At 52.1% G+C, this 14,144-nt stretch carries 10 protein-coding genes; all 10 read right to left on the reverse strand.

The window, feature by feature from the left end; genetic code table 11:
- Nucleotides 1-62: 62 nt before the first annotated feature.
- Nucleotides 63-2,462, reverse strand: coding sequence for an ABC transporter permease (locus tag LX87_RS09560; protein WP_111627978.1), 2,400 nt, complete (start codon nucleotides 2,460-2,462; stop codon nucleotides 63-65).
- A gap of 56 nt (nucleotides 2,463-2,518) precedes the next feature.
- Nucleotides 2,519-3,019: a hypothetical protein gene (locus LX87_RS09565; protein ID WP_111627979.1), complete on the reverse strand. Its 501-nt coding sequence runs from the start codon at nucleotides 3,017-3,019 to the stop codon at nucleotides 2,519-2,521.
- 46 nt (nucleotides 3,020-3,065) lie between these two features.
- Entirely contained in the window at nucleotides 3,066-3,368 is a 303-nt protein-coding gene (locus tag LX87_RS09570) for a PadR family transcriptional regulator (RefSeq protein ID WP_229310608.1), read from the reverse strand.
- A 267-nt stretch (nucleotides 3,369-3,635) separates the two neighbouring features.
- Nucleotides 3,636-4,622 (reverse strand): FAD:protein FMN transferase, encoded by a 987-nt coding sequence (locus tag LX87_RS09575; protein ID WP_111627981.1) that lies wholly within the window; start codon nucleotides 4,620-4,622, stop codon nucleotides 3,636-3,638.
- Nucleotides 4,623-5,462: 840 nt separating this feature from the next.
- Complete coding sequence (locus LX87_RS28785) at nucleotides 5,463-5,621, reverse strand: hypothetical protein (RefSeq protein ID WP_170139333.1); 159 nt, start codon at nucleotides 5,619-5,621, stop codon at nucleotides 5,463-5,465.
- Nucleotides 5,622-5,900: 279 nt separating this feature from the next.
- Nucleotides 5,901-7,337 (reverse strand): TolC family protein, encoded by a 1,437-nt coding sequence (locus tag LX87_RS09580; protein ID WP_111627982.1) that lies wholly within the window; start codon nucleotides 7,335-7,337, stop codon nucleotides 5,901-5,903.
- Nucleotides 7,327-10,533: an efflux RND transporter permease subunit gene (locus LX87_RS09585; RefSeq protein ID WP_111627983.1), complete on the reverse strand. Its 3,207-nt coding sequence runs from the start codon at nucleotides 10,531-10,533 to the stop codon at nucleotides 7,327-7,329. Before LX87_RS09585 ends, LX87_RS09580 begins: the two co-directional genes overlap by 11 nt.
- A 24-nt stretch (nucleotides 10,534-10,557) precedes the next feature.
- Nucleotides 10,558-11,640, reverse strand: coding sequence for an efflux RND transporter periplasmic adaptor subunit (locus LX87_RS09590; RefSeq protein ID WP_111627984.1), 1,083 nt, complete (start codon nucleotides 11,638-11,640; stop codon nucleotides 10,558-10,560).
- A gap of 159 nt (nucleotides 11,641-11,799) precedes the next feature.
- Complete coding sequence (locus LX87_RS09595; protein ID WP_111627985.1) at nucleotides 11,800-12,231, reverse strand: hypothetical protein; 432 nt, start codon at nucleotides 12,229-12,231, stop codon at nucleotides 11,800-11,802.
- A gap of 381 nt (nucleotides 12,232-12,612) precedes the next feature.
- Nucleotides 12,613-14,127 (reverse strand): RagB/SusD family nutrient uptake outer membrane protein, encoded by a 1,515-nt coding sequence (locus tag LX87_RS09600; RefSeq protein WP_111627986.1) that lies wholly within the window; start codon nucleotides 14,125-14,127, stop codon nucleotides 12,613-12,615.
- Nucleotides 14,128-14,144: the final 17 nt, after the last annotated feature.

Consider the following 14,144-nt stretch of genomic DNA (forward strand, 5'->3'; position numbering starts at 1 on the left):
TTATCGAAATGGAGGGAACACGACCCTGCGGGTATCGGGATGCGCTTTGGTGTACGTAGATTTCAGTCAACGCGCAGGTAGTGAACCGGATTAGCCAGGGTGGCCCGCAGGGCTTGCCGGAAGACGGTCAGACCGGTGATCAGAACGGTCAGTACCAACGTAGCCACCAATAGCCAGCCGCTCATGGGGATGCGGTGGGCGTACTGTTGCAGCCATCCCGTCATTAACCACCACCCAAGCGGGGCGGCTATTATAAAACCGAGTGCCAGCAGTTTGCCGAACTCCCGGCCAAACAACCAGAGCAATTGCCCGGTCCGGGCACCCAACACCCGCCGAACGCCGATTTCCTTGGATCGCACTTCGGCCATGAAGGTGACCAGACCGTACAACCCCAGGCAGCTCATACTGATAGCAATACCCGCAAACACCTGAACCAAAGCCGCAATCAGTCGCTCTGCCCCGGTAAAGGTCTTGAATAAATCGCTCAGAAAATCAGCTCGGTACACCTGATCCGGCAGCGTTTTATCCCAAACCTGTTGGATGGCCTTCAGGGTGGTAGCCGATGGGTCCGGGGCCAGACTCAGCATGGCCATCCGGCTGTGGGGGACATCGTGAATCAGCGTAACGGGTAAGATTGGCTGGTGCAAATCGCCACTACGAAAATCCCGTATCACGCCCACAATGGTGCGGTCGGCATCTTTCACCCGCATCCGTTTCCCCACGACGGCCTGTGGGGTCGTACCCAACTGCCTGACGAGCGTCTGATTAACCAGCACTTCCTGGCCGGTTGTGTCGGCAGCCCGAAAGTTTCGTCCGGCCACCAGCGACAGGCCAAAAACCGGTAGGTAGTTTTCGTCGGCAGCCCGGATACGGGTTTCGAAGGGTTCCGGCTCGGTAGCTGTGTGATAGCTGAAGGGACTGGGGCGGTTGTAAGGGGAAGCAGGCGGATCGCTGCCGAAAGTAACCGCCGTCACGCCCGGTTGCTGAAGCCAGCTTTCTTTTAGTTGGGTTAAAGGCAGTGTACCTTCCCGGGGTAGCCAGACGGACAGTATGTTGTCCTGGCGGAAGCCCCATTCGGCGGTTTGCATATGGTGCATCTGCGCGGTAATGACCAGTACAGCCATTAAAAATAACTGAGCTAGAATAAATTGCCCAACAATCAGTCCTTGTCTGGCTGAAAAACGACCCGTGCGCCGGGTGGCCAGAAGACCGGCCAGAGCCTTGGTGACATCAAAACCTGCCAGCACTAGTGCAGGATAAAAACCCGCTGACAGAATAACGACAATAATCAGGCTGACAAACCAGAGAGCAGCCCTGGGTTCGAGCAAATCACCAATAGAAATTTCCGGACTGAGCATTTCGATCTGACTCGCCAGTGTCTGATTGACCACCGGCAGGGCCAGTTGCGTCAGCAGCAGAGCCAGCAGCACAGCCGCCAGCGTAATCAGGGCCGTTTCCAGCAGCAATTGTCCCATCAATTGCCAGCGGGTGCTGCCAACCACCTTGCGAACCCCAACTTCCCGGGATCGTCGTAACGCCCGGGCCGTAGCCAGATTGATGTAATTGACGCAGGCAGCCAGAACCAGCAGCAGTCCCACGGCAATCAGGGCGTATAGCACTGGCCGGGGAGCCGTTCCGCTCCGCTCGTGGTTGAGGTCTTCCAGGGGCAGCATCTGGTAAGCAAAATGAGCGCGGTCATTGGCGGTCAGGTACTTCTGACCGATGGCCGGTAAGGCCCGCTGCAACTGCTGCGGGTCGGCACCTTCCCGCAAACGCACAAAACACATAGCCTGAAGCCCTACCCAGTCCTCAAGAGCAGCCGCTCCTTCCTGCATTGGAATGGTAGCGTAGGATACCAGCGCATCGTAACGAAGCTGGGTATTGGCTGGCGGATTTTTAATAACCCCGGTTACGATGAGGTTGATACGGTTATCCAACCGCAACGTGCGACCAATCGCGGGCGCCGAATCAAAATACTTACGGGCGTATCGTTCGCTGATCACAATGGTATTGGGGGCATTCAGAGCCGTTTCAGGATGGCCGCTCACCCATTCAATCCCGAATAAGTCAAAATACTGTGGTTCGGCGAAGCATATGTTTCGGGCTTCGTTAAACTTCTTGGCCCAGCCGCCTTTGCCATCCGGAACGCTGATTGTACGTCCAAAGAAGGTTTCCAGCCGGGTGGCACTTTCCACAAACGGATAGTCTCGCCGGAGCACTTCGGCCAGCGGGCGGGGCGCTGCATCGGTTGGGGTCGTGCGCTCACCCTTCACGTCGGTAACAATCCAGTACGACCGGTCCAGATGGGGATGGTAACGGTCGAAGCTAAATAGATAGTTGACGACCAGAAAAATGATCAAACCGCTGGTCAGTCCCACCGCCAGACCGCCGATGCTGATGAGGTTAACAGAACGGTTTTGCCAGAAGTGACGCCAGGTCAGCGTCAGGTAGTGCGTAAGCATATCGGAGGGAAGGGAGGGTAGAAAAGGATGGAGATTGATAAGACAGGACAGACCCGCTAGGCCCCCTGAAGCCGGATTTTGCGGGATCGGCGAGGGGTAAATAACCGGGCGCCCAGCGCACCCAGCAGGCTGGTTAGGGCGACTATACAGACGCTCCCGAACGCCGTCAGCGGGATGCTGAAAACCGGACTCATCCAGAACAGGCAGATCATCAGGGTAACAAAGGCCAGGACACTGGTTTGCCGCCAGATTTTGAATTGGTCGGTCGCCCGATGGCGTTTGCGGTACCGTCGCACGGACACACGGTTTGCGAAGGCTGGCACAACCGCCCGATCCTGCATCTGTTGGTCGATTTGCTTCAACTGGGCAATTGCCTCTGCATTGACCTGCTGCATAACCTGATGCAGAGCGGCTGAAAAGTCCTGTCCATCCACCATGGCATGCTCGATGTCGATGGCAAGATGGTCCAGTAATTCAAGATGCAGGACCTGGGGCAGTCCGCTTCGGACCAGCGCCTGATCCAGTTGCTGAAGGTGTAATGCGGTTAATTTTATCATGGCTATACAGGGATAAAAGGAATAAGAATAGAACGATGGGGCCGCTTTATTGACACACCGCCCAGGTAGATGAGGGCTTCAGAAATGGCTGTGTCATGCGGATAAGGCGGTTGTGATCAGTCGGTTGGCGGGAAGTGGGTAGCTCGGTGGAGGGCCGTGGGCAATAATATTTACGCAGGCGCCCATCCACTTCTTCCGTTTGAGTCAGCAAGGCTCCCTCGCGTTCCAGTTGATGCAGCAGCGGATAAACCATTCCAAACGTTAGCGTTAGGTTGCCATCCGTGCGGTTCTGGACTGCCCGGTTGATTTCATATCCGTACATACGCCCGTGCTGGTTCAGAACCTGCATGATAATCGTTTTTAGAGTTCTCCATAGAAACTCCTGATGCGCTGTCGTCATAGGCTTATCGGTCTATTTGATTTACGATCAAATATATGTAAGTAAATTATATAACAAACAATTTTGTATAAATATTTGAAAGAATAGTGTTTCTTCGCTAAAACGGGGCGAAGGACGGCAGGTAAGTAGACACACGGGTAGACCCGATGCAGACGCACGGCCCGGTTAGCAAAACCCGGTTTTCTGGAAGCTCAGCGGTTTTTTGCCTACTATTTACTATAGATTGTCCTTTTTGATGTCCAGACCGGGGGCGGAGAAAATCCGGCCGTTATCGGTAATCAGAATGTAGCTGTAGTCGGGGTGTTTTTTGATTAATTTCAATCCAGCTTCCTGGCCCAGCACCATCAGCGACGTGCTGAAACCATTGGCCGTTTCGGCGCTGGGGCCAAAGACCGTCACACTGCTCACGCCGGTGGCCGGATAACCCGTACGGGGGTTGATGATGTGCGAATACCGTCTGCCGTTGAACACCACAAACTTTTCGTAGCTTCCGGAAGTGACAACGGCGCTTTGCCGCAGAGGCAGGACCGCAAAAACGGTGTCTTTGCGGAGCGGATTGGTAATTCCAACCGTCCAGTCACTGCCGTCCGGTTGTTTCCCCCAGGTGCTCATGTCACCCGAACCGTTGACAATCCCGGCTTTTATCCCTTTGGCCAGCATGAGGTCGCGGCACCGGTCGGCAGCATATCCTTCTCCCAGCGCCCCGAAGCCGATCTTCATGCCTTTGCGTTTGAGAAAAATGGTGGAATGTGCCCGGTCCAGAAGAATATCCCGATAGCCTACTTTTTCCACCGATTTTTTAACGGTTTCCGGATCGGGCATTTCTGTCATGGAGCCATCAAACTTCCAGATCCGGTCCATGGCGGCAAAACTGATGTCAAAAGCGCCCCTGGTAATTCGGGAAAAATGGAGGGCCCGTTCGGTCAGGGCAAATACTTTGGGGTCCACCCGGACCGGAGCGATCCCGGCATTTTTATTAACCTGTGAAATCTGGGAGTCCTCTTTCCAGTCGGAAATTAAATTTTCAATCCGCGTTACTTCAGCGATGACGGTATCGATATGCGATTCGGCCGTCAGGGAGTCGGGCGCGACAAGGATGATGTCAAACCGGCTACCCATCAATTTGACCGTTCGTTTCCGCAGAACCTGGGCCGAGGTGCTAAAACCGTATAGAATCAACAAAAGAACTAAGGCTTGCTTCATGCCGTAAAGATCGGAAAGCTTAGCCTATATACCGGTATTGACTAACGAAGGATCGGGGAGTGTCTTTCAGTTGGCCGATATAAAAAAGCCCTGCTTGAAATTCTCATGGTATACATAAAGCATAGCCCAGGGTACTTTGGTGGGTGGAACGTTAAACGCAATAAAATCAATACAGTAATTCATATTCGCTGTTTTATGGCCTTGTTTAGAGCAGGAACCTGAACAAGCTCGTGTAACTCCGTTGTAAGTAATGATTCAAACATCATTTGTCAGGCCCGATTCTGTATGATTTTTGTCAGGATTTCGGATTTTTTTATATGATTTTAATCATAATTAGGTATTCACAAGACCTTTTGCCTTTGTTCAGGTAACTTCCAATCCGCTTTTTGATGGCAAAAACCGTTCTGGTCACCAGAGCCTCTTCCGGTGCTGAACCACAAACCGCACGGCTTTTTCATGACTGAACAGGAGGTTGATCCCCCACGAAGCGGCATATTTCGAGGGCGGAAAAGGACCAGCATCGAATGCCAGGATTCAACGGGAGTAGGGGTAGCGCGTCGGGATGCAACCCATACGGTTTAGCTCACTAAGCTGGAGAGGTTGTTGAAGTACTGCAACCAGTTTTAGGATGTGTTGCGTACGGATATGGGCAAATCTACCCGGGAAGGCAATCACCTGAAACGACTGAACTACGGGTTGGGAGCACGGAAGAATCTATGTCGCGAACTTGCCGGCGAGCCTGGTCACCCAGCGCATTTTACCAACGTATTGAATGCCAAAACAAAAAAACGCCCGTCGGTTTTCGACAGGCGAATTGACAGGGGGCAGGAGATAGGTTGCCTAATCGGATTCCCCGCGAATGTTGTCTTCATCGTCCAGATCAGCCCCCGACTCCATAGCGGCTGCTTCATTGTCGTTGGTTGCCCGGTCGAAGTCGATGGAATCGTAATTAGTCTGGTCGAGCGTGGTTTCCTGCGGTTGTGGATTTTGATTTTCCATACGTGTAAAACGGTTTAAATAATGGTGATGAGCTTGCTGGTTGAACCCGTCGGCAAGGAGAAAGTTTAAAATCCCGCTGTGCGGACCGTTTTAGTGAGCATCCGGGTCGTTTGTCTGCGCTACTGGTGGAACCGGAAATGAGACAACGACCTTTCAGGTCTGATGCCTTACAAATTCCAGTAACTGTCAGATCAGGGAATGAATATGCCCCTCCTCATCAAGCCGGGCAGGCTCATCAGGAGGGGCATATTGGATCGTTCTTAATGGAGTGGCTTTCTGCTAATTCCAGCCGCCACCCAACGCCCGGTAAACGTTTACCACGGCATTAAGCTGCTGCATTTTGGTTTCAATCAGGTCGAATCGTGATTCCAGGGCATCCCGTTGGGTCAGCAGCACTTCCATGTAGTCGGCCCGGGCGGAGCTAAACAGACGGTTTGAAATCGTGATCGATTCGGTCAGTGCCTGCACTTCATTCGACTTGACCCCGTAGCTTTTTTCCAGATTGCTGATCTTCGACAACTGATTGACCACCTCGATGTACGCGTTCAGGAGCGTCCGTTCGTAATTGTAAACCGCCTGGATCTGCCGGGCGTTTGCGCTGACATAGGCGGCTTTGATCGCGTTTTTGTTGACAACGGGTCCGGCCAGGTCACCGACCAGCGATGCCAGCAGGGATTCCGGTAACGTCGCCAGGTAGACGGGGTTGAATGACTGAATGCCCAGCCCGGCAGAAAGGCCCAGCGACGGGTAAAAGTTAGCTTTTGCCACCTGCACATCCAGTCGGGCGGCAGCCAGATCATGCTCGGCCTGCCGGACGTCCGGACGGTTTTCCAGCAACTGGGACGGCAAACCGGCCTGAATCACCGCCGGAACCAGGCTCTCAAAACCCTGATTGTTGCGCTGAACCGGCTGCGGATACCGGCCTACCAGAAAATTAATCCGGTTTTCGGCCTCGATAATCCGTTGCTGGATATCATACTGGAGATTTTGCGTGTTCAGCACCTGGGCCTGAAACCGGCGGACGGCCAGTTCGGTCACCCGGGTGGCTTCTTTCTCCATCCTGACAATTTTCAACGCATTGCTCTGAATGTCAATATTCTGTCTGATAATCGCCAGTTGATTGTCGAGGGCCAGCAATTCGTAGTACGAGTTGGCAATTTCGGCAATCAGGTTGGTGACCATGAAGTTTCGTCCTTCCATCGAAGCCAGATACCGGGAAATGGCGGCTTTTTTGGCATTCCGCAGTTTGTGCCAGATATCCACTTCCCACCGGGCAAACGCGCCCACCCGAAAATCCGGCAGCGGATCAGGCATTTCCCGTTCGGGTTTGATATCCGTCGTGGCTTCGAGGGCGCCCAGTCTGGTGTAGCGGGGCGTTTTTTCAATACCGGCTCCACCGCCCACACTGACAAAGGGCAAATACTCCCCCTGCCGGGCTTTGATTTCGTTGCGGGAAATCTCGATCTCCTGTAGGGTAATATTCAGTTCCTGGTTGTTTTTCAGGGCCAGATCAATCAGGTCGTTCAGATAGGGGTCCGTAAAGAAATCCCTCCATCTAACCTTCGCCGTGTTGGCCGAGTCTTGCGAATCGGTGTAGCTCGCGGGTACGGTTCTGTTTTCGGTTCGGGTCACTAAAGCCGGTGTCTGGCAGGCGGAATTGAGTAGGGTAATGAGTGCCATGGTCCCTAAGCAATGTCCTATTCTTTTAATGCTCATTGATTTCACTTTCTTCAGGTTGGGGAAAAGCGTCGATGGTATGGACAAAGTTTTCTGATAGCGGATCAGCCTCTTCATCTTTAATCAGCTTCCGGCCATCGGCCAGATGACCAAAGATGTAGTACAGACCGGGGATGATGATGACGCCGAAAATGGTTCCGAATAACATACCACCCAGAGCGGAAGCCCCAATGGTACGGTTTCCGATTGCGCCCGCACCGGTTGCAATAATCAATGGGATCAATCCGGCAACAAAGGCGAAGGAGGTCATCAGGATCGGGCGGAAACGGACTTTGGCCCCTTCGATGGCTGCGGCCAGAATGGTGGCGCCCTGCTGGCGCTTCTGCACCGCAAACTCGACGATCAGCACGGCGTTTTTCCCCAGCAGACCCACCAGCATGATGAGCCCGATCTGGGCGTAGATATTGTTTTCCAGTCCCATGAGCTTCAGCGTCAGGAACGAACCAAAAATCCCGACTGGCAGCGAGAACAATACCGCTAACGGGATAATGAAACTTTCGTACTGCGCAGCTAGCACCATGTAGACAAAGGCCACCACAATCAGGAACACATACAGCGACTCATTGCCCCGGATCGATTCGTCGTACGAAAGACCTTCAAAAGCGATGTCGTACCCTTTGGGCAACGTCTTGGCGGCCACTTCCCGAATGGCCTGGATGGCGTCAGCCGTAGTGTAGCCCTTGGCCGGAAGCCCCTGAATGGCGGCTGAATTGTACAGGTTGAAACGGGTAATCTCATTCGGACCCTGGCCTTTTTTCAGCGTCATGAAAGCCGAGTAAGGGACCATTTCGCCCGCTTCGTTTTTCACAAACAGGTTCAGCAGATCGGACGGCAGCCTCCGGAAACTCGGGTCAGACTGTACGTAGACTTTAAAGAACTGGTTGAACTTGATAAAGCCTTGTTCGTAGGTACTACCGATCATGATGTTGAGGTTGTCCATCGCTTTGCCGATCGATACGCCCTTTTGCATGGCCCGCTTGTTGTCAATTTCCAGTTCGTACTGCGGATAATTCGCGGCAAAGAAGGTAAACAGGCCCGTCAGCTCTTTCCGTTTGGCCAGATTCTCCAGAAATTCCTTGTTTACCTCGTCAAACTCATGGTAGTCCGTATCGGTATTTTTATCCAGCAGACGCATCGAAAAACCGCCCGAAGTACCAAAACCGGGGATGGCTGGTGGTTCGAAAAACTCGACCGTGGCCCCAAGCCCTTTCGATTTTGCCTCCAGTTCTTCCATGATTTCCTTCACGTTTTGGTCGCGCTCCGACCACGGTTTCAGGTTAATCAGACAGGTACCGGCGTTGGAGCCCCGGCCTTCGGTCATGATCTCGTAACCGGCCAGTGACGATACCGACTCGATACCGGGCACTTCTTCGCAGATTTTCTGAAGCCGTTGCGAAACCTCGTTGGTCTTTTCCAGCGTAGAACCCGGGGGCGTCTGGATAATGGCATAAACCGTACTCTGGTCTTCATTCGGAATAAAACCGGCAGGCAGAATCTGATTTTCGTACGCGATGCCCAGACAGAAAGCCGCCAGAATTACCCACGTCAGGACCCGGCGGTTGACGATGAGCTGTAACAGACCCACATACCGGCCGGTCATTTTATCAAACCCACGGTTGAAGCTGTCGAGCGCCCGGGTCAGCAGGTTTTTCTTTCTGGCGTGTCCGTGATGGTTTTTCAGGAGCATGGCGCATAACACAGGCGTCAGCGTCAGAGCGATCAGGGCTGAAATCACAATGGAGCTGGCCATCGTAATTGAGAACTGCCGATAGAACGTACCGACCGGACCCGACATAAACGAAATGGGCAGGAATACCGATACCATGACGGCCGTGATGGCGATGATAGCCCCGCTAATTTCACCCAGCACTTTCTTAACCGCACTGAATGGGGTTAGATGCGGCTCTTCCTCCATTTTGGCGTGTACGGCTTCCACCACCACAATCGCGTCATCGACCACAATACCAATGGCCAGTACCAGCGCAAAAAGCGTAATCAGGTTGATGGAAAGGCCAAACGCCTGAATGACGAAAAACGCCCCAATCAGAGAAACCGGCACCGCAAGAATCGGGATCAGCGTCGAACGCCAGTCACCCAGGAAGATAAACACCACCAGGGCAACCAGGATAAAGGCGTCGCGCAGGGTGTGAACAACCTGTTCGATGGACGCATCCAGAAACTGCGACACGTCATAGCTGATTTTGTAATCTACCCCCGGCGGAAAAGAAGCTTTCATGACCGCAAGCTTCTCTTTTACCTCTTCGATCACTTCACTGGCGTTACTGCCGTAATTTTGCCGCAGGACAATGGCCGCCGAAGCGTGGCCGTCGAGGTTGGAATAGATATCGAAAAATTCACTTCCCAATTCAACTTTGGCGATGTCTTTCAGGTGAATGCTCTCCCCTTCGGCATTAGCCCGGATAATGATATCCTCGTACTCTTTCGGCTCGCTGTAACGTCCTTTGTAGGTAAGCACATATTCCAGCGACTGGGCTGCAATACCGGAGCTTTGCCCCAGCCGACCGGGTCGGCCAATGATGCTTTGCTCGCCTAACGCCTTCATGACCTCCTCGGTAGAAATGTTGTAGGCCCGCATCCGGTCAGGGTTCAGCCAGACGCGCATCGCGTACCGCCGACTACCCAGAATCTGCGCCCGGGCGACCCCTTTGGTCCGCTGGATTTCGGGGATCATTTTAACGGTAGCGTAGTTGAACAGGAATTTTTCGTCAATGCTCTTGTCCTCGGAATAGAGGTTGACGTACATCAGCATACTGGGCTGGATCGGTGTAATGATAACTCCTTCACGCTGAACGAGTTCGGGCAGAAGCGGCATCACCTGGTCTACCCGGGTTTTCACCCGGATAACGGCATCGTTCGGGTCGGTTCCGGGTTCAAAGATAATGCGGAGGGTGGCCTCACCGGCGCTGGTGGCATCGGTGGCGATATACCGCATATCCTGCACCCCGTTGATGGCCTGCTCCAGCGTAATGAGCGTGGATTTTACCAGCACGTCGGCACTGGCTCCGGGGTACGCAATGAATATATTGACGGTTGTGGGGGCAATATCCGGGAACTGCGAAATCGGTAATTTCTTGATAGCCAGTACACCGATAAAGACGATCATGACCGATAGAACTATCGCAAATACCGGTCGGCGTATGAATTTATTAAACATATCTTCTGCTTTTAGGATAGCGGATTATTCGGCATACAGCCCCAGGTGGGCGATGACAGACTCCGGTTTTTCGAACTTGCAATGGATTTTTTCGTTCTCCTTGACCTGCCGCAAGCCTTCCAGAAGAATTCGGTCATCTTTTTTCAGACCGGAGCTAACCACAAAAATGTGGGGCATTTCGGCGGCTACGGTCACTTCTCTGGACCGAACTTTATCTTCTTTATCCACCACATAGACATACTTTTTTTCGAGTACTTCAAACGTGGCTTTCTGTGGAATAATCATGGCATTAGTAAGCGGTAATGTCATCTGGATATTACCCGTTTCGCCATGTCTTAACAGGCCCTCCGGATTCGGGAATGTCGCCCGGAAGGCAATGTTTCCGGTTTCATTGTTAAAGTCGGCTTCAATCGTTTCCACCACGCCCGGATACTTGAACCGTTTATTGTTCGCCATCAGCAGGTTTACTTTGGTCTGCTTGTCTTTTTCAGCCTTGGTTTTATAGTCCAGGTATTCCGCTTCCGGCACGTTGAAATACACCCACATTTTGCTGTTATCGGAGAGCGTAGTCAGCAAATCACCTTCATCGAGGAGGCTTCCCAACCGCACCTGAAAGCGGTCCATAATGCCGTCAAACGGAGCCCGGATTTCGGTAAAACCTACGTGAACTTTGGCGAGTGATAATTCAGCTTTGGCCTTGTCAAATTTGGCCCTGGCCAGGGCCAGTTCGTTCTTGGATACGACATTGCTATCGGCCAGCGACTTGGTATTTTTATACTCAATTTCGGCAAAGTTGGCTTCAGCCTCCGCCTTTTGCTGTTCAGCCTGGTACAGCATCGGCATGATTTGAAACATAAGCTGGCCTTTCCTGACAAACTGGCCTTCATCGACAAAAATCTTCTGTAAATAGCCTTTTTCCAGCGCCCTCAGCTCGATGTGGCTGATGGAGCGGATTTGACTTACGTACTCCCGGGTAATTAAGGTATCTTTTTCCAAGGGGCTGGTGACCCGAAACTCGGTTTCTTCTTCTTTTTCTTCGTGTTTGGATTCACAGCCTGCGTGGAATAACAGCGCACACAAGCTCATGAGCATGACAATTTTCTTCATGAGAATTTTATTGCTTAATTCAGGTTTATGGTACTTATAAGATTGGACTGGAATAGCTTACTTGTATTTTCTTTTGGGCTATACGACTTGGTCGTTTGTACAGCAAAGAGGGGAGTAAAACAGGAGAAGGTAAGTCGCGGCTTTCTCTTGAATAAGGCATCATAGCAGGATAACCCTGAGAATAATATACCGGCTTAACGAAGTAAAGACGTAATAATGGCAGGCAAGAAAATGCTTTTGTACCTGGTAATATAAACTGGCAAGCAGGCGGGTATAAAGCGAAGGAAGATGATGGCTGATTTCTACGGTTTTTTTAAGAGAGATAAACCGGGAAATTTTATCTTCTTCTTCACTTTTTTCGGAAAAAACCTTACACGTATCTTTTTCCTTTACATCCGATACGGCTGGGCACTTGAGCGTTAGGGTATGGTTTTTTAGGGTGACGCTAAAGTGGTTAAGGGCCGCCTGTTCAGTAATCCGGATAGAAGAGTAAGAATAAGACGTATCAGATGAAAATGCATAGATAAAGCCATATCCGCTCAACAAAAATATGCCTAGCGTCAGGAGATATTTCTTTACTGCTTTTATCATCTTGGATGTTAAACTTAATCTGTCCGCTGGTGCATCAGACTCGTTGTAAGTTATAGCGTGCCAGGGTTTGTGACGGGCTTACCCGTATCTTTATTCAATATAAAATGTACGAATCGCGGTTTGGGCTGAGTCTTTATCTGAAATCGAACAAATTATATGCAAAAAGCGCATCTTATCCTTAAGAGGATGTTAAAAGGACGTTAAAAAGGTATTAAAACGAATTTTCCTATTTGTAATGGGTTGATAATGACTACTGTATTGTGAATTATTTTATTGAATAGTTGGATAAAATGGAGAAGAGGCCCGGCAGAACTGCCGGGCCTCTTCTCCATTTTATCCTGAACTCATACTGTTTATACGTTACTCGCAGCCGTCGACCGATCAATACCCCGGGTTTTGGGCGAGTGCCGGATTGATGGTCATTTCGGTACTCAGAAATGGCATCAGGTAATCACGGTCGGCTGTAAAGTTGGCGTGTGGTTCCAGCGAATTAGCTCCCTTGAACACCATATCTCCCAGTTTTCTCCGCTTAATGTCGTACCAGCGCTTGAACTCAAAGGCCAGTTCCAGCCGTCGTTCTTCCAGCACCAGGTCAATAAAAGCCTGCTTGCTGAGACCCGCTGTTACGTTGGCCGGAAAGGCCGTTTGCTTCCCGGCCCAGTTGCGCGCCCTCGCCCGGATCTGGTTGATGTACCCCATCGCTTCCTCATTGGGTCCGCCGTTTACTTCGGCCAGAGCCTCGGCGGCAATCAGCAGCACCTCGGCGTAGCGGAAACAGAAATAGTTGTGGTCGGAATAGCGGCCTTCCGAATTGGCATTGCCGGGGTAACGGGCAAACTTGGCAATGTGGGGCCGGGCTGCGGTCGGGAAAGCCGTGTACGGTTTCACCACCCCGCCGATTTTCATGGAATCTTCAAAGCTGACTTTTTTCCGGTAATCGCGCGAATCCCAGCTGGTATACACTTTCATGGTTGGCACGGCCACGCTCCAGCCATTCTGATCGGTACCCCGGATGCCGGTGATGGCCCCCATCAGGTCGTCGTTCGTGGCATCGTTCCCCACTTTTTGACCAATGAAATCGACGGCGAAGATGGTTTCCTTGATTTGATCGGCTTTGGTGGAAATGTAAAGGTCCTGAAAATCAGCTTCCAGCCGGTAGCCAAACTTGTCCTTGTTATCAATGATCCATTTGGCCTCCGTGTATGCTTTCTGGTAATTACCCTGCGTCAGGTACACCGACGCCAGGCAGGTAGCCGCTGATCCTTTGGTGGGCCGGGTGCGGACGTCGGCGGGCTGCTGGTCAGGGAGCCATTGTTTAGCAAATTCCAGGTCGGCAATGATGCGGGCGTAGACCTCTTCCTCCGGTGTTTTGCTGATCGACTTCACGGATTCGGGGTCGGTGACAAACGCGTCAATGTACGGGATGGCGCCGAAGTTCTGGACCAGGTGGAAGTAAGAAAAAGCCCGCACAAAACGCGCTTCAGCCAGCGTCGGGTTAATTTGCTCCTGCGGAAGTCCCAGCGACTCGCCCCCGCGGATAGCGGCATTGACGGAACTGATCACAATATACCAGCGGGGCCAGAACGAAGCCACCAGGCCGTTGCTGGCATCCATGTTAAAATCATTGACCTGCTGGCGGGCCGCAGCCGTGGTTCGGTCGCCGATGTCGGCCATGTCGCTTTTCAGCATCAGGGCCAGCACGAAGTTCCGGCCATACAGCGGCTCCGAGGCAATGTGACCGTAAGCGCCGTTGATGGCCGTCTGAACATCCGTCACGGTTTTGAATAAGCCCTCGGGGGCCAGCACGCCAATGGGTTTTTCTTCCAGGTCGGTGCAGGAAAAACCCAGAAGACCGACGAGGGTGGAAAACAGAAGAGAATGGAGTTTATTTTTCATTGATCAAAGCGTTTTTA

The organism is Larkinella arboricola (genome assembly GCF_003259745.1).
Lineage (GTDB): Bacteria > Bacteroidota > Bacteroidia > Cytophagales > Spirosomataceae > Larkinella > Larkinella arboricola.